The sequence below is a fragment of the Lentzea waywayandensis genome (assembly GCF_900115955.1).
In the GTDB taxonomy this organism is placed as follows: Bacteria; Actinomycetota; Actinomycetes; order Mycobacteriales; family Pseudonocardiaceae; genus Lentzea; species Lentzea waywayandensis.
On record NZ_FOYL01000012.1, the window covers coordinates 82,825 to 102,730 of the forward strand.

A 19,906-nucleotide genomic window follows, 5' to 3' on the forward strand; every position below is an offset into this window, starting at 1 on the left:
CGGTAGCCTCCCGTCCATGAGCAGAAAACTGCTGGTCGGGCTTGGAATCGTGTTGCTGCTGGTCGGCGGGGTGTGGACCGCCCAGGGGCTGGGTTACCTGAAGGGCAGCTTCATGACGGGGCAGCAGCTGTGGACGACGATCGGGCTGCTGTGCGCCAGTGCCGGCGTCATGATGCTGATTCCCTGGCCGAAGAAAAGGTGACACAGCGTGCGTCATCAATCACAGCCCCGGTGCTCTGTGAACGGTAATGCCAATCTGTGAATGAACGATCTCGTCGTTGACACGTATTCAGTCAAAGACAGAACAACCATTTGTGTCATGGATTGTCCGACCTTCATCAAGCCGGGGACCGCCATTGCCCAGCACAGCTGAATCCGCCGCTCACGGGGCGGCCGCGGGGATCGTTCGCCGCTTCTGGTGGCGCACCAGCCAGCCCGCGAGGCTCGCGATCGGATGTTTCGGTGTCGTGACCGCACTGGCCGCCACCGGCGCGGTCGCGTTCAACGGCGATGATCTTTCACGAGAACGCGGGAATGGCGGGCTCGAAGCCGGCGGGTTCCGGGGCGACACCCTTCAGGTGACCGTCCAGACGGTGTCCGAGGTGGATCTCTTCGAGGGCGCGGAGCCCATCACCGGGCGCCTCGTCCGCGCGCGCGTCGCCGGGTTGCGGCCGGTGACGGACTGCTGGGTGGCGGAGTCCCGTGCCACCGCGCAGGACCTGTTGCGCGGCAAGGACGTGCGTCTCGTGGTGAGGAGGGACGACGAGTCCGGGAGCGATCGGATCCTGGTCGACGTGGAACTGCCGGACGGGGCCGACTACGCGCGGACCGTCGTGGGCGACGGCGTGGTGCCGGCCGACCTGACGACCCGCGGCGAACTGGCGCCCGACGAGTCCGCCGCGCGGCTGGGACAACTCGGTCTGTGGGCGGCCGGCTGCGCTCTCACCCCGGTCGCGGCGACCGCCTCGAGCACGCCGCCGTCATCGTCCTCCGTGCCGAGTCCGACCACGACGACAACGGTCACGACCACGACGGAGCATTCAGCCCCTCCGCCACCTCCTCCGCCGCCGCCCAGGCCCACCTCGTCGTCGCCGGACGAGGAATGGGACGACTCCAGGCTGGGCAAGGTGTGTCTCATCGAGGGTGCGCGCAGGCCGAGCGGGGACGGCAACGAGATCGTCTGTTCCCGCAACGGGAAGAACCAGCTGAGGTGGCGCCGTGCAGACTGAGGACGACGTCGACCTGTTCAGCAAGCCGGCCCTCACCACCGAGGCAGGGCCCAACCTCAAGGACGGCCGGACACCGCGCGGCCTGACGCCCGGTGGCTGGGTGCGCACGACGGGCTGGCTCCAGGTCGGCGATCACCCCGTGAGTTCGGCGCTTCTCGCCGCGGTGGTGGGCCTGCTGGGAGCCGTGGTCGTCGCGGCCGCGCTGGTGGGCACACATCCCGTCGCCGCCGGAGTCCTGGTGCTCACGACACCCGTGGTGTGCGGCGGGGCGTGGTGGCTGTTCACCACGCGGCTCAAGCCCGCGTCCCCGGCGCGCAACATCGGGACCACGCCGGCGGACGAACTGGCGCCCGGCGACAACGTCCGGCTGTTCGGCTCGATCGGGCCGGTCGGCCGGGTGGCGGCCGTGGCGATCGGCGAGGACGTCGAGGTGGACTTCCACGGCGGAGCGCGCCAGTCGTGGCCTCGCGACCGGACCGTGCACCTCGTGCGGCTCCTCGGCTGACGTCAGGGCGCCGCTCGCCGTCTCCCTGGCCCGTGGGGTCAGGGAGACGGGCGTGACTCGGTCCGCGAGTGGCTGACCACGCGCCGGCGTGACTCGCGAGTCCTTGTCCGGACTACGGTATGCGGAGCACCGCGCCGTCCCCGGACACGTGCAGCGTGCCGTCCGGTGCGACGGCCAGCCCGGCGAAACCACGCGGGCACCCCGGCATCCCGTGCACGACCAGCGCGCGTGGAACCGTCTCCAGTGGACCGAGGGCGAGGTTCTCGGCCTCGGTCCGGATCGCGCCGGTGGTCAGGTCGACGGCCAGCAGCCGATGCCGGCCCGCCTCCACGACGAACAGCTCGTCGTCCCGGACGGCCAGACCCTGAGGTGCCACCAGACCTTCCGCGATCGGCACCGGCCGCCCGTCCTCGACGCGGTGGACGCCCTGCTCGTCGCTGACGTAGCACCGTTGCTCGGCGTCGAACGCCACGTCCACCGGCTCGTGGAACCCGTCCGCCACCACCGTGACCGTGTCGTCGGCGTCGATCGCGATGATCCGCCCGGCACCTGTCTCCGCGATCACGAGCACGTCGTCGCGCACCGCGATGCCGAGCGGACAGCGCAGACCCTTGGTGCGCACCTTCCCGTCCGTGCGCACCTCGCCGTACTGCGAGGTCGTGTGCAGCCGGTCCTGGTCGGCGGCCACGCCGTGCGTGAAGGCGACCGTCTGGTCGCCCGCCACGCGGTAGTGGTCCGCCGCGTGGACGACGCCGCCGGAGTCGACCGCGACGCCGTAAGGCCCGACCAGGCCCTGCGGCACGATCTGCCGGATCCGGCCGTCCGGGTAGACCTCGGCGATGCCGCCGCTGGCGAAGCTGGAGACGTACAGGCGGTTGTCGTCGTCGACCGCGGCGTTGTCGAGTCCGAACACCCCGGTGGTGAGGACGTGCCGTCGCCCGGTGGGGGAGATGCGCGTGATCTCGCCCTCGGCGCCGGTGGTCAGGATCAGCAGAGCGCCTTCGCGGTCGAAGCGCACCGCGACCGGTGAGTGCAGCCCGTCGGCGACGAGCTCGGGCGTTCCGCCGTCGGGTGAGATCCGGTGGACCTCGCCGGTGAGCATGTGCGGGTAGTACAGGTGGCCGTCGGGGCCGGCCTGCATCGCGTTGCCGATGGCCAGATCGGTGGCGAGCACGACGGGCTCGCCACCGTCCGGGAACAGTTCGAACAGCCGGCCGCCGGGCCGCATCTCGTTGACGAACAGCCGGTCGCCCACGCACGTGATGCCGTTCGGCGCCTTCACCTCGTCGCTGACCAGCGTGTACTCGCCGAGCGGGGCGCGGCGCCACACCCGGCCGGGCACGAGGTCGGCTACGTACATCGAGCCGTCCGCGCCGAACGCCAGGTCGTCGGGTGACTGGACGACGCTGTCGATCGGCACGATCACCTCGATCTCGCCGGTGGCGAGGTCGACGGCGCTGATGCGTCCGCTGAGGTACTCGGCGACGTGGAGCCGGCCGTCCGGGCCGAACGCGATGCCGTTGGTACCGCGGAAAGGGCTCATCCGCCCATCACCATGACGTCGTCGATGCCGCCGCCCGACCGCCAGTCCCCGAGCAGGGCGTGGAACGCGGTGGCGCCCGCGCCGTAACCGTGCCGCGGCTGGGGTTTCCCCTCGTTGTTGTAGTAACCGGGCGTGCATTCGAGGTGGAACCGGTAGAGCTCCTCCGCGTTCTGGCCGAGGGCCGACACCCAGGCGTCCACGGCCTCGGCGCTCGGCTCGACCCACCGCGCGCCACGTTTGCCGGCCTCCGCGACGACGGCCGCGATGTGGCTCGCCTGCTCGTCCAGGACGTGCGTGAAGTTCACCGAGGCGGCGTTCTGCAGCGCGCCCATGGTGAACAGGTTGGGGAAACCGTCGCTGTAGAAGCCGTGCAACGTCCGCGGGCCGCGGCTCCAGTGCTGCAACAGGTGGACGCCGTCGCGTCCGTACACCGGCAGCCGTCCGGTGACCATGTCCGACATGCCGACCTGGAAGCCGGTGGCGAAGATGACGCAGTCGACCTCGTACTCGCGGTCGCCGACGACGATCGCGTTCTTCGTGACGCGTTCGACGCCGCCGTGGTCGGCGGTGTCGACCAGGGTGACGTTGGGGCGGTTGAAGGTCTGGAGGTACTCGTCGCTGAACGTCGGCCGCTTGCACGCGTAGCGGTACCAGGGCTTGAGCAGTTCGGCCGTCTCCCGGTCCTGCACGATGCTGTCGACGCGGGCACGGACCTCGTTCATCTTCCGGAAGTCGAGGATCTCCTCGACGCGCTCGCGTTCCTCCGGTGTCAGCGACTCGTGCGCCTGGCCCTGGGTCATCTTCCGCAACAGCTGGGCGCTGGACGTCCACGCGTCTCCCACGTGGTCCTCGTCGACCTCGCCGCCGCTCAGGATGCCGAGGAAGTTCTCCATCCGGTTCCGCTGCCAGCCCGGTGCCAGCGACGCGGCCCAGCCGTCCTCGGTCGGCCGGTTGCCTCGGTAGTCCACAGTGGACGGCGTGCGCTGGAAGACGTACAGCTGCCCGGCGTCACGGCCGAGGTGGGGCACGACCTGGATCGCCGTCGCGCCGGTGCCGATCAGGGCGACGCGCTTGCCGGCCAGTTCGGTGAGGTTCCCGTTCGCGTCACCGCCGGTGTAGCCGTAGTCCCAGCGGCTGGTGTGGAAGGTGTGGCCCTCGAAGGTCTCCATGCCGGGGATGCCGGGCAGCTTGGGCCGGTCCAGGGTCCCGTTGGACATCACCACGTACCGCGCCCGCATCCGGTCGCCGCGGTCGGTGGACACGATCCACTCGGCCGCCTCCTCGTCCCACCGCAGTTCCGTGACGGCGGTCTGGAAACACGCGTCGCGGTAGAGGTCGAAGTGCTCGCCGATGGCACGCGCGTGCAGGCGGATCTCCTCGCCGGGCGAGTACTTCCACTCCGGGACGTAGCCGAGCTCGTCCAGCAACGGCAGGTAGATGTAGGACTCGATGTCGCAGTGGATGCCCGGGTAGCGGTTCCAGTACCAGGTACCGCCGAAGTCCCCGCCCTTCTCGATCACCCGGACGGAGCCGGCACCCGCCTGCCGGAGTCGTGCCCCGGCGAGCAGGCCGCCGAGCCCACCGCCGATGACGATGACCTCGACCTTGTCCTGCAACGGTTCGCGGGTGAACTGCGGATCTACGTGCGGGTCCTCGGCGTAGTAGCCGAACTCGCCGGAGGCGTCGCGGTACTGGGCGGCGCCGTCGGGACGGATGCGGCGCTCCCGCTCGGCCCGGTACTTGGCGCGCAGTTCCTGGGGGTCGAAGCCGATGTCTTCCGGAACGGCGTCGGAAACGGACAGCACAGAAAAAGCCTTTCGCTGAAAAGGAGGGGGTCGTCAGACCGCGGACCAGCCGTTGTCGACCGGGAGGACGACGCCGGTGATGTTGGAGGCGGCGGCGGAGGCGAGGAAGACGATCGCGGCTGCCTGCTCCTCGGCCTCCGCGATGCGGCCGACGTTGGGCATGTACCGGCCGACGACCCGCGGTCCGTGCCCGGCGGGATCGGGGGAGATGGAGATGCCCGTCGCCGTGCCGCCGGGAGCGATCGCGTTGGCCCGGACACCCGACTCCCGGTACATGACCGCGACCGAGCGCATGAGCCCGACGAGCCCCGTCTTCGCTGACGTGTAGGCGAGTCCGGCGGCGCTGCCACGCAGGGCCGCCTCCGACGCGGTGTACACGATGGCGCCCTTGCCCTTGGCGAGCAGGTGCGGCAACGCGGCGCGGGTCAGCCGGAACGGCGCGGTCAGGTTGACGGCGATGAGGCGATCCCACTCCTCGTCGGAGACGTCGGCCGCCGCCGTCATCGAGTCCATGATCCCGGCGTTGCACACCAGCACGTCCAGGCCGCCGAACGCGCTCACCGCCGTCCCGACGACCTCGTCCACCACGGCGGCCTCGGTCAGATCGCCCGCCACGGCCACCGCGGTGCCGCCGTCCGCCGTGATCTCCTCGGCCACGGTCTTGGCGGCGTCGCCGTTGACGTCGGCCACCACCACTTTCGCGCCCAGCCGGGCGAACTGACGGGCCGCGGCCCGTCCGATGCCCGATCCGGCGCCGGTCACGACGACGCTGCTGTCGTTCAGGTCACTGTTTGTGGTCATGCCATCACCGTACCGACTTATTGGCACATTGCGCCACTATGTCACTCAAAGACAAAAAGTAGGATGTGGAGCACACAGGACGGAGGTGGCATGACCGGCCATCAGCAGACCCGCGCGGCGGAGCGGACCGGACGCCCGCCGCTGACCGAGCGGCGCAAGGCCGAGACCAGGCTGGAGGTCGCGCGCGCGGCCGTTCACCTCTTCCTGGCCAAGGGGGTCGCGGACACGTCCGTCGAGGAGATCGCGGCGCTGGCGGGCATCTCCGCGCGCACGCTGTGGCGCTACTTCCCGAGCAAGGAGAGCTGCGTCATGCCGCTGCTGGTCAGCGGGATCGAGCAGACGGCGGCGAGGCTGCGGTCGGGGCGCGGCGATCAGGGCTTGGTGGACCTGGTCGGCATCGTCGCGTCCGGCCACGCCGAGACCCCGGAGGCCGCGGCCGAGATGCTGAACCTGGTCAAGCTGACCCGGACCGATCCCGGCCTGCGCGCCGTCTGGCTGGAGGCGCACCGGGAGGCGGAACCGGCCTTCGCCGAGGCGCTCGCCCACCGCGCGGGGCTGGCCGAGCCCGATCTGGCCACCGCGATCCAGGCGGCGATGCTCAACGGGGCGTTGCGGGTGGCCGTGGAGCACCACGCGTTCAGCGCCGAGACGCCGGCGTCCCTGGCGGCGGCGATCGCCGAGGCGTTGACGATCGCCGCGCGGGGACTGCCGGCGTAGGCCGTGTCCTGTAGGTCCGTTCGATGAGAGTCACCGGCGAGTACCCCGGAGGCGGCGCCGCCCGGGCGTTCGGCGGTGCTGTCTCCGGGGCCCTCGGCCGCGACTGTCGCGGACGAGACTTGCAGGACACGCCAGGGATCAGGGGTTCCAGTCCACGACGAACTGGGCCTGGTCGAAGCGGCACGCGGCCAGGTCGTCGCGGTGGATCGCCCAGAACATGGTCGCGCCACCGCCCGAGCGGTAGACGTTGAGCTCGGCCAGCAGCGCCCAGTGGTCGCTGTCGGTCGCCCGGTCGGACCGCGGTCCTTCCTTCGCCTGCCTGGCGGCCACCTCGGCGGCCCACTCGGCCGGCGTGCGGCTGTCGAACTCGGTGCCGTACCCGCCCAGCAGGAACCGCGCCGCGGGGTCGCCCCACTGCTGCGCGAGAGCCTCGGCCACGGCCTCCGTCTCGTCGACGAACGGCAGGGAGAGGCGGGGCACGAGGTGGATGTCACCTCGTTGGAGTTCCTGGACGATCTCGGGGAAGTCCTCGTCGTACCCGGCGTCGGGATGCAACGCTCGCTCCTGCACCGCCGCGCCTGACGGCACGTACACGACGTCCCCCATGCCGTCCTCCTCCGGATACCCGAAGAACAACAACTGCCCGTCGGACGGCAACGCGAGGTCAGTCACTTCCGGTGGCACGGCAGCGCAGTCGATCGTGGCGACCAGGGGGAACCAGCGGTCGTCGACCTCGGCGGGAACCATGATCGGCCCGCCGAAGTGGCCTGCGCGCTGCCCGTCTTCGCGGTGCACGCCGCACGGCCGGACGAGTGGGGTCCAACGCTCCACTTCGGACTCGGAGAACCCGTGCCCGAGCGCCTCGGCGCGGAACTGGTCGTGAATCGTCATCCTTGTTCTGTTCCTTCGGGCGTGAGGGTGCGGACGAGCCAGGATGTCGTGGTCCTGACGAGTTCGTCGTCCACCGGCCGGCGCAACTGCCTGGGGTAGAAGAGGATCGACGGACGGCCGGGGTCGCGGCGGAGCAGATGGGTCAGGCCGGGAACCCGCCGCACCTCCGTCGCGCCCTGGGCAAGGGCGTGGATCCGTTGCAGGTCATCGGGATCGACCTGGATGTCCTTCTCGCCGGTCACGGCCAGCACCGGAACGCGGATGCGCGCGAGGTCGGACCTCGTGTCGTGGCCCAGCATCTCCCGCGTCCACCGGGCGTTCACCGGCTTTCCGGCGACGCGGACGACGTCCGGGCCGGGCGACTTGAGCCGGATCACCCGCCGGACGGCCAGCCGGGCCAGAGGCCGCAACGGTGCGGGAAGACCGCGGGCGACGGCGTCGGCCTGCCAGCGCAGGGCGTCCTCGCCGGAGCGGGCGAATCCCGCCAGCAGCACCACGGCGGCGACACCGGGGCGGGAGCCGAGCGCCATGGCGTGCAGCGCGCCTTCGCTGTGGCCGACGACGCCGATGCCGTCGCGCCGGATGTCCGGCCGCGCCGCGAGCGCGTCGAGTGCCGCGGCGGCGTCCTCCCGGTTGTCGGCGAATCCGGTCGCCAGCCAGTCGCCGGGGGAGGCCCCGACACCGCGCCGGTCGTAGCGCAGGGACGCGATGCCCTGCCGGGCCAGCGATTCGGCCAGCACCGGACCGAGGTTCTGCTTGAGCCGCCCGGCGTTGCCGTCGCGGTCCAGCCGTCCGGACCCGTAGAGCAGCAGGACGGCCGGGTGTGGTCCGGCGCCGTCAGGAACGGACAGGGTGCCTGCCAACGGTGTGCCGTCGCTCGCGATGATCGTCAGGTCGAAGTTCTGCACAGTCCCAGCTCCGCACGTCTCTCGGCGCCACGAATATTCTCGACTCTGATAACATTACCGTACGTGAGAAGATGGGTTCATGGCGACCGCGGACCTCCTCCTGCATCCCGTGCGGATGCGCATCCTGCAGGCGTTGTTCGAGACCGATCCGCTGACCACGGCCCAGTTGAGGGAACGCCTGCCCGACATCGCCCCCGCGACCATGTACCGGCACATCGCCGTCCTCGCGGAGAGCGGTGTGCTCGAAGTGGCGGACGAACGCCGTGTGCGCGGCACGGTCGAGCGCAGCTACCGGGTGCGCAAGGAGGCGGCCACGGTCGACCAGGACGCACGCGCCGCGATGACCAAGGAAGACCACCTGCGGGCGTACTCGACGTTCGCCGCCTCGCTGATGGGCGACTTCGACCGCTATCTCGCCCATTCCGACGCGGATCCGCACGCGGACGGCGTGGTCTACCAGCAGGCCGCGGTGTGGCTGACCGACGAGGAGTTCGCCGCGATGCTCGAGGAGATCCAGCACGCGGTCCTGTCGCGGACGGGCGGGGAGCGGGACGGCGGACGTCGGCGACGGGTCGTCAGTCTCGTCGTGGTGCCCGACGAGCCGAAGAGTTCTTCGTGACCCACTCGGCGAGCGCGGTGAGCGTGGTCTCCGCGCTGGCCGCCATGTAGTCGCGCAGCGCTTCCACGTCCGCGCGAGTGCTGCCGAGCACCGGATCCATGCGCAGCAACCGCCACGACTGCTCCGCCACGGTTCCTCGGTCGTGGGCCTGGAACGTCCAGCTCCACTCGACGATTCCGTCGACCACAAAGGCGAAAACGGTTCCAGCTTCGGCTTTCACCACCTGCGATCGGGTGGTCCACTCCTTGCCGTCCCTGCGGTTGCGGCCGCTGAACCACGCGCCGGCCTCGGGCCCGGAACCCTCGTCGAACGCCACGTCGCTCGCGTTGGGACTCCAGCGGCTGATCGAGGACACATCGCTGACGAGGCCGTAGACGTCGACGGGATCGGCATCGATCCACGTGCGGCGCGTGAAGGTGAAATCGGACGGGTCCAGCTCGGTGACAGTGCTCATGGAACTCACTTCAGCGGGTGTCCGGCGGGCGGACCACTCCCGGCTCTGCGTATCCCTGGCTGGGAGAGGTAACGCGCGCCGCCCCGGCCCATACTCGAATCCATGAGCGGAACCGCACAGTTCGGGGACTTCCTCCAGACGCGGCGCTCGCAGCTTCGCCCGGAGGACGTCGGCGTCCCGACCTACGGCGAACGGCGACGCGTGCAAGGTCTGCGACGGGAAGAACTGGCGCAGCTGGCCGGCGTGAGCGTGTCCTACTACACGAGGCTCGAACAGGGACACTCCCTCAGCGCCTCACCCGAGGTGCTGGACGCGCTCGCCACCGCTCTGCAGCTGGACGACGCGGAACGCCAGCACCTGCACACGTTGGCGAAACCGGCGAAGCAGGCTCGCCGAGCACGCAGGCCCGCTCCCGAACGCGTGCCGGAGGCGACTGTCCAGTTGCTGCACGCACTGGTGGCCGTTCCCGCGATCGTGCTCGGCCGCCGCAGCGAGGTACTGGCCTGGAACAGGCTGGGACACGCGTTGTTCGCGGGACACCTGGACTTCACCGCGGTGGACCGGGTGGCGGAACGCCCGAACATGGCCCAGCTCGTGTTCCTCGACGCGCACACCCGTGAGCTGTACGCGGACTGGCACAGCAAGGCCAAGGCAGTTGTGGGGAACCTGCGCCTGATGGCGGGGCAGCATCCCGACGACGCCGCGTTGCACGAACTGGTGGGACAGCTGAGCGCGAAGAGCACGGACTTCGCCTCGATGTGGGCCGACCACCGCGTGAAGGCCTGCGCCACGGCCGTGTACGAGATGCGGCATCCACTCGTCGGTCCGCTGGTCGTCACCCAGCAGACCCTGAGCAACGGACCGGGTCCGAGCGTCGTGGTCGCGACCGCTCCGCCGGGCTCGCCGTCGGACGCCGCGCTGTCCCTGCTCGCTCACCTGATCCGGGCGTAGAACGCCCGCACAGCAATCACATCAGAAGGGTGCGGCGCTGCCGCATGCCCGAAAACAGTGAGGAAACCATGTCCGCGAAGCACGTCCGCAAGGCGTTCGTCGCCGCGATTCTGGCCGCGACCACGTTCGCTGCCACGCCGGCGCAGGCCGCCGCGTTGTGCGCCCCGCACATCGTCCAGCACTTCGACCTGGCCAAGGGGCAGACGCCGGAAAGCATTGTGTTGTCTCCCAACGGAACCGCGTACGTGACCTTCGCCAAGGCCCGGCAGATCGCCGAGATCTCGCCCGGTGGCAGGATCCGGATCCTGGCCACGCTGCCCGCACCCGCGGACGGTGGAGCCGGCACTCCTGCTCTGGGCTTCCCGCTGACGGTCGGCATCGACCGGGCGCCCGACGGCACCCTGTACTTCCTGTACGCCACCGGTACCGCGGATCTCACCGGTGTGTGGAGCCTGCGGCCAGGTGGGACTCCGCGCCGAATCGCACCGTTGCCCGCCGGCAGCCTGCCCAACGGCCTCGCGCTGGACCAGCACACCCGCACCCTCTACGTCGCAGACTCCACCGGCGCCGTCTGGAAGGTGCCGACGACCGGTGGCGCGACCGTCTGGGCGTCCGGCGAGGAGCTCAAGCCGACCGGCTTCCTCGGCGCGAACGGCCTCAAGCTGCACGACGGATCGGTGTGGGTGACCAACCTGGACCAGGGGACGATCCTGCGCATCCCGTTGCGCGCCAACGGAAGTGCTGGTCCCGTGCGGGTCGCCGCCGCCGGTCTGACCGGCGTCGACGACTTCGCGTTCACCGGCAGGGGCGGCGAGATCATCGCCGCGCTGGACACGGTGAACGAGGTCGCGCTCGTCAGGGCCGACGGCACGCACGAGGTGGTCCTGACTGCCGCCGACGGGCTCCAGGGCCCGACGTCGATCGCGGTGCGCGGCCGGACCGTCTACGTGCCGAGCGCCGCCTACCTCACCGGAAAGGACCCCAACCTGCTGCTGGCTCATCTCGGGCGCTGAGGGCTCGACATTGCTATCAGTTCTGATAATGTTCGCGAAACTGATAGCAATCGCACCTGAGGAGTAGAGATGAACGACGACGCGCGGGCCGGCAAGGGGAGTGGCCTCGCCACGTTCTTCGCGGTCACCTTCACCACGACGTGGGGGTGCTGGCTCGTCGTCATCGTGCTCGGCGAACCGCCGACGACGTTTCCGGCCGTCATCCCGTTCCTGCTCGGCGGTTTCGGGCCGGTCTTCGGCGCGATGGCGGTCAGGATTCGCCGGCGCCGGCTCGGCGAGCCGGTTCCCGTCCACACCGTCAGGTTCCGGCTGAACGTCCGGCTGTTGTGGGCGTTACCCCTGCTGGTGCCGGCGGTCGCGACGGTGGCCGGAGGCGCGGTGCTCGCGCAGGCACTCGGCGGTCCGGTGCTGAGCCTGGACGCGGGACGGGCGCTGATCGCGACCGCCGGTGGTGCGGTGCCGTTCTTCGTCGGCATGCTCGTCGGCGGCCCGCTCGCCGAAGAGCCGGGGTGGCGCGGCACCGCCTATCCGCGCCTGCTGGCGAGCATGGGGCGCTTCGGCGCCGCGCTGGTTCTCGGTGTGGCGTGGGCGTTCTGGCATCTGCCGCTGTTCTTCATGACCGGAACCGTGCAGGCGGGCTTCGGGCTGGTGAGCTGGAGCGGGTTGCTGTTCACGCTCAGCGTGTTCCCGATGGCGATGCTGACCGGCTGCGCCTACGAGCTCGGCGGGGTTCCCGCGGCCGTCGCCGTCCACTTCGGAGTCAACGCGACGGCGGCCGTGCTGAACGCATTCTCGCCGATGACGCAGGCGGTGGTCCTCGTGGTGCAGCTTCTCGTTGCGGTGGCGGCGATCGCGCTGCGCCGGAACGCGTCGGTCACCGTTGTGGACGGTCCTGGAGTTCGGCTACGGCACGGGTGAGCCACTCCGCCAGTAGGGTTCGCTCGGCCTCGCTGAGCGCCGGAAACTCAGGCAGTGCCGCCTTCAGCGCCACTGCGAGAGCGATGGGTTCGGAGTCGGGTCGCACGGACGCGGAGGTGAGGATCTCGCCGAGAACCGCGTCCAGCATCGCGGTGGCGAGGTCCGGATCGCGACGGTCCTCTGGCTGCGCCAGCAGCGCGAGGGTGGCGCCGGTGCCGGCGGCGTGGAACATGTCGACCGCACGTGCCTGCGAGACCTTCAGCAACCTCGCGGCCGCCACCCGTGCGACCCGTGCCCGCAGCACCTCGGCGCCGTCGGTGGTGGCCGGGGAGTTCCGCAGCCGCCCTGGCGCGACGAGGAGCAGGAACACGTCGGGGTTGGCGAGGTTGAACGCGATGTGGGCGTGCCAGGCGGCTCGCAGGTCCTCGACCGGGTCGCCGTTCTCGCCGGCGGCCTTGGTCGCCTTCGTGGCGACGTAGTCCGCCAGCACGTGCTCGGCGACCGCTTCCAGCAGGCCGTCCTTGTCGCCGAACAGCCGGAAGATCGTCGGCGGCGGCACTCCCGCCTCCTGGGCGACCGCGCGGGTGGTGACCGCTTTGGCGCCGCTCGTGCGGAGCAGGTGTGCGGCGGCGGCGACGATCCCGGAGCGGGTGTCAGCGGTGGTCGACTCCGACATGGATCGATGGTATCAGGAAGTTGATACCATCGATCCGAATCAGTGATATCGTCAAAACGAATCACTGGTTCACGCAGGAGGAAGCCATGATCATCGTTACCGGGGCCACCGGCAGGCTCGGCGCCAAGATCGTCGAGAAGCTGCTCGACCACGTTCCCGCCGACACCGTCGGCGCCAGCGTGCGCGACCCGGGCAAGGCGGCGGCACTGGCCGCTCGCGGTGTTCGCGTGCGTGCCGGCGACTTCACCGATCCGTCCACTTTGGATCACGCCTTCGCGGGTGCGGACCAGGTGCTCGTCGTCTCGGCGTCGATCAGGGGCCCGCAGGCGGCCGGTGCCAACGTGGCCGCGATCGACGCCGCCGTGCGAGCGGGCGCGTCGCGCGTGCACTACACCAGCCATCAGGCGGCCTCGCCTGACTCGTTGTTCGACCTGGGGCGGCAGCACGCGTCGACGGAGCGGCACCTCGCCGCCCAGGATGTCGCGTACACGTCCCTGCGCCACGGCTTCTACACGAGCACCCTGGAGCACTACGTGCCCGCCGCGGTGCAGACCGGCGAGTTCCGGCTGCCGCAGGACGGGCCGTTCTCGTGGACCGCGCACGCCGACCTCGTCGAAGCGGACGTTCTCTCCCTGACGCGCCCCGGCGTGCTCGACGGCCTGACGCCGCCGCTGACCGCGCCCGACCTGCTCGACTTCGCCGACGTGGCGCGCGTTCTCGGCGAGATCACCGGCCGCGAGATCAAGCGGGTCGTGGTGGACGACGAGGAGTGGAAGGAAACGGTGGTGGCGCAGGGCATGCCGGCCGCGGCGGCCGAGTTCACGCTCGGCATGTTCCGCGCGGCGCGGGCCGGTCAGTTCGCGGTCACCGACCCGGCGCTGGAGAACCTGCTCGGGCGACCGGCGATTCCGGTGCGCGCCGTGCTGGAGGACATCGTGCGCCTCCAGCCCTGACGGTCATCGGAAGATCGTGCCCAGGACGTGGGCGAGGACGGCGCCGGGATCGGACGCGGGGGCGACCGTCTGCCGCAGGGCGAGCCCGATGCCCAGGGCGCCGAGCAGGACGACCGCCTGGTCCAGCGGCAGTGCGGGTTCGAGGTCCAACCGCTTGGAGTGCTCGGTGAGCAGGGCGACGACCTCGTCGTCGTGCCGCCGCTGGATGGCGGCGATCAGGGTCGCGGTCTCGGGTTGCTGTGCCGTCGCGGCGAGCACCTCCGCGGCCGCCGCGCTCCACTTCGCGGCGTCCTCGTCCGACGGGTCGGCGGGGGCGAGGGCCGCGAGCACCTGCTCCCGGCTGGTGGCGCGGGCGAGAGCGTCCCGCAGGCCGCTGAGATGGGCGTCCGCGCCGGCCTCGATGATCGCCAGCCACAGCCCTTCCTTGCCGCCGAAGTGCTTGTAGACGGCACCTCGGGTGTAGCCGGCGTCGGCCGCGATCTCCTCGACCGTCGCCGCCAGGAAACCGCGCCGCAGGAACACCTGCCGGCCGGCGTTCAGCAGGTGTTCGTGGGTGCGTCGCTGCTGCTCAGCTCGCGTGAGCCTGGTCATCGCCCGCCATTCAGTAACAGACCGTTTCTGGAAACGCGACGTTACTGTACCGTCGGGCGCATGGAGCTTCTGGGGCCTCTGGCGGCGTTTCTCAGCGTGCCGCTCGGCCTGGCCGGGTTCGTCCTGTACGCGGTGCGGGCCCGGCGCCGTGGCGGCGGCGGGTCGATGCTGTCGCCGATCGAGGAGATCTGGGACCCGATCTCGCACCGGACGAACATCGAGATCCAGGTCGAGGGCGAACGGAGTCCGGAGACTCCGTCGCCCGGCGACCCGCTGCGGCTGCGCGGGCGGTCCAGCGGTGATCGGGGTGTGCCGCGGTAGGCGTCGATCATGCCCGCCGACATGCCGCGGCAGCGCGGTCTGAAGGGTTCTGTGCGGCGAGTCAGTAGACCGTCACGCCGTAGGCGTTGAGCGCCTCGGTGACGGGCTGGTAGAAGGACCGCCCACCGCTGGTGCAGTTACCGCTGCCGCCGGAGGTGAGGCCGAGCGCGGTGTTGTTCGCGAACAACGGCCCTCCGCTGTCGCCGCCCTGGACGCACACCGTCGTCGCGATCATGCCGGTGACCGTCGTGCCGTCCACGTAGTTCACCGTGACGTTGAGGCCGGTGACCTTGCCCCGGTGGAACCCGGTGGTGCTGCCGCTGCGACCGACCGTCTGGCCCACCACGGGGTTGCCCGCGCTGTCGATGGAACGCCGGGTGCCGTCGTAGAGGTTGACCTCGCCGGGCCTGCTGATGTTGCTCGTGTACTGGAACAGCGCGTAGTCGTTGCCGGGGAAGCTGGTACCGGTCCTGGACGCGATGACCTGGCCGCCGGAGGTGGACCAGGTGGACGTGACGTTGCCGCAGTGGCCGGCGGTGAGCAGGTAGGCGGTGCTGGTGCCGGGCCGCTTGACGTTGAACCCGAGCGAGCAGCGCACGCCGCCGCCGAGGATGGCGTCACCGCCCGCGATGGTGGTGGTGAACGAGCCGGGGACCTGCTCCAGCCGTGCGGTGTCGCCCAGACCTGCCACCACGGCCTTCAACCGGGCGAGCCGCACACCGGTCACTGTCGTGTCGGCGGACACCACGACCTGGTTGGTGGCCGGGTCGGTGCCCCAGGACGTGCCGGGGATCTTCGCCGTGCGGTCCAGCACGGCGGTGCTCGCTTCGAGCGTGGCGGCGCTGTGCCGGACGAGCCGGGCTCGTGCGCCGGACGCGGTCACGGTCGCCAGCGCGGCCTGGTCGGTCACGGTGACGACGAGCTTGCCGGAGTCGTCCAGATAGGACCCGGCGGCGGACGTGCCGAGCCGCGTTTCCAGAGTGGAGACGTCGGCCTGTGCCGCGGGTGCGGCGACGAAACCGGCCGCCAGCGCGGCAATCGACACCAACTTGAGTGCGGCAGGGAAACTGCGCATCGAGAACTCCCGACTGTGCAACGAGAATCGCCCCGGCAGGGTTGCGGGCGCACAGCCAGAGTGCTGCGTTTCGCGAAAACGGTCCAGATGCCTAATAAAAATTTGAGCGGCGAACGGCCGATAATAGTATTAAGGGAATTCGGCGATGTGCTGAACGGTTCGGCGCGGACGGGCATCCACGCCGAACCGTTCACCCGTCAGACCGTGAAGGTGTAGTCACCGGCGGGAACGTGGAACGACGCCACACCCGAACCGGTGCCGAGCGGGACCGCCCCGGCCGGAGCCGTCACCGCGGTGGTCGCCGGCACGCGCACGACGGCCGAGGTTCCGGTGGGCACGACCACGTGGAGGGTGAAGCGCCCTCCGGTCGTGTTCCACTCGCTGACCGCTTCCCCGTACGGCGTCCGGTGCGACGACCTGGCCGAAGTGAGTCCACCGCCCGGTTTCGGGGCGATGAGCAACGACCGGTAGCCGGGCGAGGCGGAGCTCAGTCCTCCGACGGTGCGGTAGAGGAAGTCGCCGACCGAGCCCATCGCGTAGTGGTTGAACGAGTTCATCCCCGGATCCTGGAACGAACCGTCCGGGCGGATGCTGTCCCACCGCTCCCACACCGTCGTGCCTCCCTTGTTCATCATGTAGCCCCAGCCGGGGTAGTCCGGCTGCGTCAGCACCTGGTACGCGACATCGGCCCGGCCGTGGTCGGCCAGCACCGGCAGCAGGTGCGACACACCGACGAACCCGACGGTGAGGTGGTTGCCGGCGGCGCGGATCCTGGCCACGAGCTTGTCCACCAGGGACTGGACGCGGTTCGCCGGCACCAGCCCGAACGCCAGCGCGAGCGCGTAACCCGTCTGCGTGTTGCCGGAGACGGTGCCGTCCGCCGCCACGAGCCGCTGGGTGAACGCGGCCGAGACCTGGTCGGCGAGCGAACCGTAGGTCGCCGCTTCGGCCGACTTCCCGATGGCCTGCGCCATCTTGGACACCAGGCGCGCGGACCACGCGAAGTACGCCGTCGAGATGACGTTGCGAGGCGTGTCGTCGTTGACGTTGAGCCAGTCGCCGAACCCGCCGCGATCACGGATGAGATCGGCCTCCGCGGTCGAGCGCAGGTAGTCGACCCACTTCGTCATGGCGGCGAAGTTGTCCTGCACCACGCGCAGGTCGCCGTACCGCTGCCAGAGCGTGAAGGGCACGATCACGCCCGCGTCGCCCCACGCCGCGGTGCCGCCGCCCATGCCGCCGACGTTGGGGGCGACGTCCGTGAACGCGCCGTCGGAGCGTTGGGCGTCGACCATGTCGTCGGTGAACTTGTCGAGGAACGCGGACACGTCCATGTTGTGCGTGGCGGTGGGAACGAACGACGCGATGTCTCCGGTCCAGCCCAGCCGCTCGTCGCGCTGGGGGCAGTCGGTCGGGACGTAGAGCATGTTCGACCGTTGTCCCCACACGATGGCGTTCTGCAGTTTGTCGAGCATCGGGTCGGAGGTGTCGAACCCGCCGATCTCCTCACCGTTCGTCCACGCCGCCCGGCCGGTGATCGTGTCGAGCGTCGGCGCGCTGGGCAGACCGGTCAGTTCGACGTAGCGGTAGCCGTGGACGGTGAACCTCGGCTCGAAGGTCTCGGCCTGGCCGGTGCCCGCCAGCACGAACTGGTCGGTGACCTGCGCGGCCCGCAGGTTGGTGGTGTAGAGCGTGCCGTCGGGGTTGAGGACCTCCGCGTGCCGCAACGTGACGGTGGTGCCGGCGGGACCCTGCACCCGGAGCCGGTTCCAGCCGGAGAAGTTCTGACCGAGGTCGAAGACCCACACGCCTGGCTTGGGCTGGGTCAGCGCGACCGGCCGCAGATCCCGCTGCACCTTCGTGCCCGCGTCCACCTGGGCCACCAGGTTCGGCAGCGCGCCCTGCCGGACCTGGGCGGACCGCCAGCCGCTGTCGTCGAAACCGGCGCCGTCCCATCCCGGGACCGCGAGCCGGGCGTCCTGGTGTTCACCGTGGTAGAGGTCGTCGGCGATGATCGGACTGGCCCGGTACTTCCAGGAGCCGTCCGTCGCCACGGTTTCCGTCGTACCGTCCACATAGGTCAGAACGAGCTGCGCCGAATACCACGGTTGGGTTCCGTAGAACCTGTTGCCGCCGATGCCGAGGCTGCCGGAGTACCAGCCGTTGCCCAGCCACGCGCCGAGAGCGTTGGTGCCCTGGCGGATGTGGCTGGTGACGTCGTGCACCTTGTACTGCACGCGTTTGTTGTAGTCGGTCCACGCGGGTGCCAGCACGTCCTCGCCGACCTTGGCACCGTTGAGCTGCGTTTCGTGAATGCCGAGCGCGGTGGTGAGCAACCGGGCGCTGCGCACGGGCTTGTTCACCGCGAAACCCTTGCGCAGCAACGGAGCGGGCTGCGGAACTACGACCTCGTTGCCCCACGGTGCTCCGCCGATGCCGACCAGCGCCCTCGCCTGAACCCAGGCGCCGTCGTCGAAGCCCGGCTGCTCCCAGCCGGTGGGGGACTGGGTCGACGCCTTCCAGCTCCCGTCGGACTGCACCACGAGGGCGTCCGCGGTCAGCTTGGCCACGAGACCGGCGGGGGAGTCCGACGTGTTGGCGCTCGACACCGCGATGGTGTTGGCACCGGCCCGCAGCCTGCCGGTCAGGTCGATCACGCCTGCCCGCCGCCAGGAGTGCTCCACCTGCGGACTGGAGTAGATCTTCACGCCGTTGACCCACACGGTCGCCGTGTCGTCGGCGGTGACCGCGAGCGTCGCGGCGGCCGGCACCGAGGCGAGCGTGAAGTTCTTGCGGAAGTACCTCGTCATCGGCGGCAGACCGGCCGTCGGCGACCCCTCCGGGTACCAGATCCAGGTGGCGCCGTCCAAGCCCTGGCCGACCGGCCCTCCGACGAACGCGCCGCGCCACTCCGAGGCGGCGTTGTAGAGCCCTGTCTCGAACGACGAGACCGCGCTCCAGCCGCCTGCTCTGCCTTGCGTGTCCCAGACGCGGACCCGCCAGTGGTAGGCGGTCATCGAGGTCAGTGCGGCACCGCCGTAGATGACGTCGACGGACTGCTCGTCGTGCACCCGGCCGCTGTCCCAGAGATCACCGGTCCCGGCCTCGGCCAGGGCCTTCGTGCTGGCGACGATCACCTGGTACGAGCCCTGCCGTTGAGCGGAGGCCGTGGAGGCGAGCGCCCAGCCCAGCCTCGGTCGCTTCGCGTCCACGCCGAGCGGGGCGATGCGCCGTTCCGTTGTCATGGAGGCGACGGACAACGGCGACGTCGCATTCGGATCGGTAGCGGTTACACCGCTGCCCCACGGCTCGATCCCGTACGAGCCGAGGTCCGCGGCCTGGGGCCAGGCGCCGTCGGCGAACGCAGGCTTCTCCCAGCCTTCGCCCGCGCCCCGGCCCGCCTTCCACGCCCCGTCGGTGACCAGGTCGACGGCCGTGCCGCCCGTGACGATCCGCGCGCGGGCGACGAGGCCCGCCGGGCCGGCAGTGGTGTTGCGCACCGCGACCGCCAGCGTGTTGGTGCCGGTGACGAGGGCGGAGCGCAGGTCGACGGTGACCGCGCGCTGCCAGGAACTGGTGTAGCGGGCGGACGCGGCGAGAGGTTCGCCGTTGAGCCACACGTCCACCGTGTCGTCGCCGGTGACGATCAGCCGGGCATCGCCGACCTGTCCCGCGGGCTGGGTGAAGGTGCGGCGGAAGTAGCGGTGCTCGGCAGGGGCGGAGACCGCGGGGTTCCCCTCGGGGTACCAGATCCAGTGCGCCCCGGCGAGATCGGCGGGCGCCGCCGCGGCAGGGACCGCGATGATCGCGGACATGGCTAGGAGTGCTGACAATATTACGCAGAGTAACCGACTCGGAGCGTGCGGCAGGGATCGACTTCGCATCGCGTTTCTCCTGGGCTAGGGGAGTGCTGGTAACGCTGGCGGCCGATTGAAA

The 19,906-nt window shown here is 70.4% G+C and carries 20 protein-coding genes; 10 read left to right on the plus strand and 10 right to left on the minus strand.

The genetic code is table 11. The features are described 5' to 3' along the window. The first annotated feature begins 16 nt into the window (after positions 1 to 16). From BM417_RS35430 to BM417_RS35440, 3 genes are all read left to right on the plus strand, one after another. Entirely contained in the window at positions 17 to 202 is a 186-nt protein-coding gene (locus tag BM417_RS35430; RefSeq protein ID WP_093603567.1) for a hypothetical protein, read from the plus strand. 154 nt (positions 203 to 356) lie between these two features. Beyond that, positions 357 to 1,229 (plus strand): hypothetical protein, encoded by an 873-nt coding sequence (locus tag BM417_RS35435; RefSeq protein ID WP_143138932.1) that lies wholly within the window; start codon positions 357 to 359, stop codon positions 1,227 to 1,229. After that, a complete protein-coding gene (locus BM417_RS35440; RefSeq protein ID WP_093603571.1) occupies positions 1,219 to 1,734 on the plus strand; it encodes a hypothetical protein in 516 nt (171 codons plus the stop codon). The genes BM417_RS35435 and BM417_RS35440 overlap by 11 nt, the downstream gene beginning before the upstream one ends. Positions 1,735 to 1,846: 112 nt before the next feature. On the opposite strand, the gene BM417_RS35445 is transcribed toward BM417_RS35440, so the two are convergent. Genes BM417_RS35445 through BM417_RS35455 form a run of 3 tightly spaced genes read right to left on the minus strand, consistent with a single transcriptional unit; the run spans position 1,847 to position 5,883 of the window. After that, positions 1,847 to 3,277 (minus strand): virginiamycin B lyase family protein, encoded by a 1,431-nt coding sequence (locus BM417_RS35445; RefSeq protein ID WP_093603573.1) that lies wholly within the window; start codon positions 3,275 to 3,277, stop codon positions 1,847 to 1,849. Further along, on the minus strand, positions 3,274 to 5,082 hold the full coding sequence (locus tag BM417_RS35450; RefSeq protein ID WP_093603575.1) for a flavin-containing monooxygenase: 1,809 nt from the start codon (positions 5,080 to 5,082) through the stop codon (positions 3,274 to 3,276). Before BM417_RS35450 ends, BM417_RS35445 begins: the two co-directional genes overlap by 4 nt. A gap of 33 nt (positions 5,083 to 5,115) precedes the next feature. Further along, a complete protein-coding gene (locus tag BM417_RS35455) occupies positions 5,116 to 5,883 on the minus strand; it encodes an SDR family NAD(P)-dependent oxidoreductase (RefSeq protein WP_093603577.1) in 768 nt (255 codons plus the stop codon). 90 nt (positions 5,884 to 5,973) lie between these two features. Between BM417_RS35455 and BM417_RS35460 the strand changes: the two genes are divergently transcribed. Further along, positions 5,974 to 6,600 carry a TetR/AcrR family transcriptional regulator gene (locus BM417_RS35460; protein ID WP_093603579.1) on the plus strand — a complete coding sequence of 209 codons (627 nt, stop codon included), beginning with the start codon at positions 5,974 to 5,976 and terminating at the stop codon, positions 6,598 to 6,600. Positions 6,601 to 6,738: 138 nt separating this feature from the next. On the opposite strand, the gene BM417_RS35465 is transcribed toward BM417_RS35460, so the two are convergent. After that, a complete protein-coding gene (locus tag BM417_RS35465; RefSeq protein WP_093603581.1) occupies positions 6,739 to 7,491 on the minus strand; it encodes a DUF1963 domain-containing protein in 753 nt (250 codons plus the stop codon). After that, positions 7,488 to 8,399, minus strand: a complete 912-nt coding sequence (locus tag BM417_RS35470) for an alpha/beta hydrolase (protein WP_093603583.1) — start codon at positions 8,397 to 8,399, stop codon at positions 7,488 to 7,490. Before BM417_RS35470 ends, BM417_RS35465 begins: the two co-directional genes overlap by 4 nt. Before the next feature lie 79 nt (positions 8,400 to 8,478). Here BM417_RS35470 and BM417_RS35475 point away from each other — a divergent pair, with 79 nt between their 5' ends. Then, entirely contained in the window at positions 8,479 to 9,018 is a 540-nt protein-coding gene (locus BM417_RS35475) for a helix-turn-helix domain-containing protein (RefSeq protein WP_093603585.1), read from the plus strand. On the opposite strand, the gene BM417_RS35480 is transcribed toward BM417_RS35475, so the two are convergent. Continuing rightward, positions 8,975 to 9,472 carry an SRPBCC family protein gene (locus BM417_RS35480; RefSeq protein WP_093603587.1) on the minus strand — a complete coding sequence of 166 codons (498 nt, stop codon included), beginning with the start codon at positions 9,470 to 9,472 and terminating at the stop codon, positions 8,975 to 8,977. The two genes, BM417_RS35475 and BM417_RS35480, sit on opposite strands and share 44 nt — an antisense overlap. A gap of 102 nt (positions 9,473 to 9,574) precedes the next feature. Between BM417_RS35480 and BM417_RS35485 the strand changes: the two genes are divergently transcribed. The 3 genes from BM417_RS35485 to BM417_RS35495 all read left to right on the plus strand — a co-directional run bounded on the left by BM417_RS35485 (position 9,575) and on the right by BM417_RS35495 (position 12,354). Next, complete coding sequence (locus BM417_RS35485; protein ID WP_093603589.1) at positions 9,575 to 10,423, plus strand: helix-turn-helix domain-containing protein; 849 nt, start codon at positions 9,575 to 9,577, stop codon at positions 10,421 to 10,423. 68 nt (positions 10,424 to 10,491) lie between these two features. Next, on the plus strand, positions 10,492 to 11,436 hold the full coding sequence (locus BM417_RS35490; RefSeq protein WP_093603591.1) for an SMP-30/gluconolactonase/LRE family protein: 945 nt from the start codon (positions 10,492 to 10,494) through the stop codon (positions 11,434 to 11,436). A 69-nt stretch (positions 11,437 to 11,505) separates the two neighbouring features. Continuing rightward, complete coding sequence (locus tag BM417_RS35495) at positions 11,506 to 12,354, plus strand: CPBP family intramembrane glutamic endopeptidase (protein ID WP_093603593.1); 849 nt, start codon at positions 11,506 to 11,508, stop codon at positions 12,352 to 12,354. Here the strand turns inward: BM417_RS35495 and BM417_RS35500 are convergent. Further along, on the minus strand, positions 12,311 to 13,030 hold the full coding sequence (locus BM417_RS35500; RefSeq protein WP_093603595.1) for a TetR/AcrR family transcriptional regulator: 720 nt from the start codon (positions 13,028 to 13,030) through the stop codon (positions 12,311 to 12,313). The genes BM417_RS35495 and BM417_RS35500 overlap by 44 nt on opposite strands. Before the next feature lie 86 nt (positions 13,031 to 13,116). Here BM417_RS35500 and BM417_RS35505 point away from each other — a divergent pair, with 86 nt between their 5' ends. Beyond that, positions 13,117 to 13,983 (plus strand): NAD(P)H-binding protein, encoded by an 867-nt coding sequence (locus BM417_RS35505; protein WP_093603597.1) that lies wholly within the window; start codon positions 13,117 to 13,119, stop codon positions 13,981 to 13,983. A gap of 3 nt (positions 13,984 to 13,986) precedes the next feature. Here BM417_RS35505 and BM417_RS35510 read toward each other — a convergent pair whose 3' ends face one another. Next, positions 13,987 to 14,574, minus strand: coding sequence for a TetR/AcrR family transcriptional regulator (locus tag BM417_RS35510; RefSeq protein WP_093603599.1), 588 nt, complete (start codon positions 14,572 to 14,574; stop codon positions 13,987 to 13,989). Between the two features lie 60 nt (positions 14,575 to 14,634). Between BM417_RS35510 and BM417_RS35515 the strand changes: the two genes are divergently transcribed. Further along, complete coding sequence (locus tag BM417_RS35515) at positions 14,635 to 14,895, plus strand: hypothetical protein (RefSeq protein WP_093603601.1); 261 nt, start codon at positions 14,635 to 14,637, stop codon at positions 14,893 to 14,895. A gap of 61 nt (positions 14,896 to 14,956) precedes the next feature. Here the strand turns inward: BM417_RS35515 and BM417_RS35520 are convergent, their stop codons facing one another. Then, the gene (locus BM417_RS35520) at positions 14,957 to 15,970 is read right to left on the minus strand and encodes a S1 family peptidase (protein ID WP_093603603.1); all 1,014 of its coding nucleotides are present in this window, start codon (positions 15,968 to 15,970) and stop codon (positions 14,957 to 14,959) included. Between the two features lie 197 nt (positions 15,971 to 16,167). After that, complete coding sequence (locus tag BM417_RS35525; protein ID WP_245822413.1) at positions 16,168 to 19,785, minus strand: family 78 glycoside hydrolase catalytic domain; 3,618 nt, start codon at positions 19,783 to 19,785, stop codon at positions 16,168 to 16,170. Between the last annotated feature and the right edge of the window lie 121 nt (positions 19,786 to 19,906).

Excerpts from the sequence above, each read along its gene's own strand:
- BM417_RS35465 (WP_093603581.1), bottom strand. The coding sequence starts at position 7,491 with ATGACGATTCACGACCAGTTCCGCGCCGAGGCGCTCGGGCACGGGTTC.
- BM417_RS35505 (WP_093603597.1), top strand. The coding sequence starts at position 13,117 with ATGATCATCGTTACCGGGGCCACCGGCAGGCTCGGCGCCAAGATCGTC.
- BM417_RS35480 (WP_093603587.1), bottom strand. The coding sequence starts at position 9,472 with ATGAGCACTGTCACCGAGCTGGACCCGTCCGATTTCACCTTCACGCGC.
- BM417_RS35430 (WP_093603567.1), top strand. The coding sequence starts at position 17 with ATGAGCAGAAAACTGCTGGTCGGGCTTGGAATCGTGTTGCTGCTGGTC.
- BM417_RS35455 (WP_093603577.1), bottom strand. The coding sequence starts at position 5,883 with ATGACCACAAACAGTGACCTGAACGACAGCAGCGTCGTCGTGACCGGC.
- BM417_RS35520 (WP_093603603.1), bottom strand. The coding sequence starts at position 15,970 with ATGCGCAGTTTCCCTGCCGCACTCAAGTTGGTGTCGATTGCCGCGCTG.
- BM417_RS35525 (WP_245822413.1), bottom strand. The coding sequence starts at position 19,785 with ATGTCCGCGATCATCGCGGTCCCTGCCGCGGCGGCGCCCGCCGATCTC.
- BM417_RS35500 (WP_093603595.1), bottom strand. The coding sequence starts at position 13,030 with ATGTCGGAGTCGACCACCGCTGACACCCGCTCCGGGATCGTCGCCGCC.
- BM417_RS35460 (WP_093603579.1), top strand. The coding sequence starts at position 5,974 with ATGACCGGCCATCAGCAGACCCGCGCGGCGGAGCGGACCGGACGCCCG.
- BM417_RS35495 (WP_093603593.1), top strand. The coding sequence starts at position 11,506 with ATGAACGACGACGCGCGGGCCGGCAAGGGGAGTGGCCTCGCCACGTTC.
- BM417_RS35515 (WP_093603601.1), top strand. The coding sequence starts at position 14,635 with ATGGAGCTTCTGGGGCCTCTGGCGGCGTTTCTCAGCGTGCCGCTCGGC.
- BM417_RS35475 (WP_093603585.1), top strand. The coding sequence starts at position 8,479 with ATGGCGACCGCGGACCTCCTCCTGCATCCCGTGCGGATGCGCATCCTG.
- BM417_RS35485 (WP_093603589.1), top strand. The coding sequence starts at position 9,575 with ATGAGCGGAACCGCACAGTTCGGGGACTTCCTCCAGACGCGGCGCTCG.
- BM417_RS35490 (WP_093603591.1), top strand. The coding sequence starts at position 10,492 with ATGTCCGCGAAGCACGTCCGCAAGGCGTTCGTCGCCGCGATTCTGGCC.
- BM417_RS35445 (WP_093603573.1), bottom strand. The coding sequence starts at position 3,277 with ATGAGCCCTTTCCGCGGTACCAACGGCATCGCGTTCGGCCCGGACGGC.
- BM417_RS35510 (WP_093603599.1), bottom strand. The coding sequence starts at position 14,574 with ATGACCAGGCTCACGCGAGCTGAGCAGCAGCGACGCACCCACGAACAC.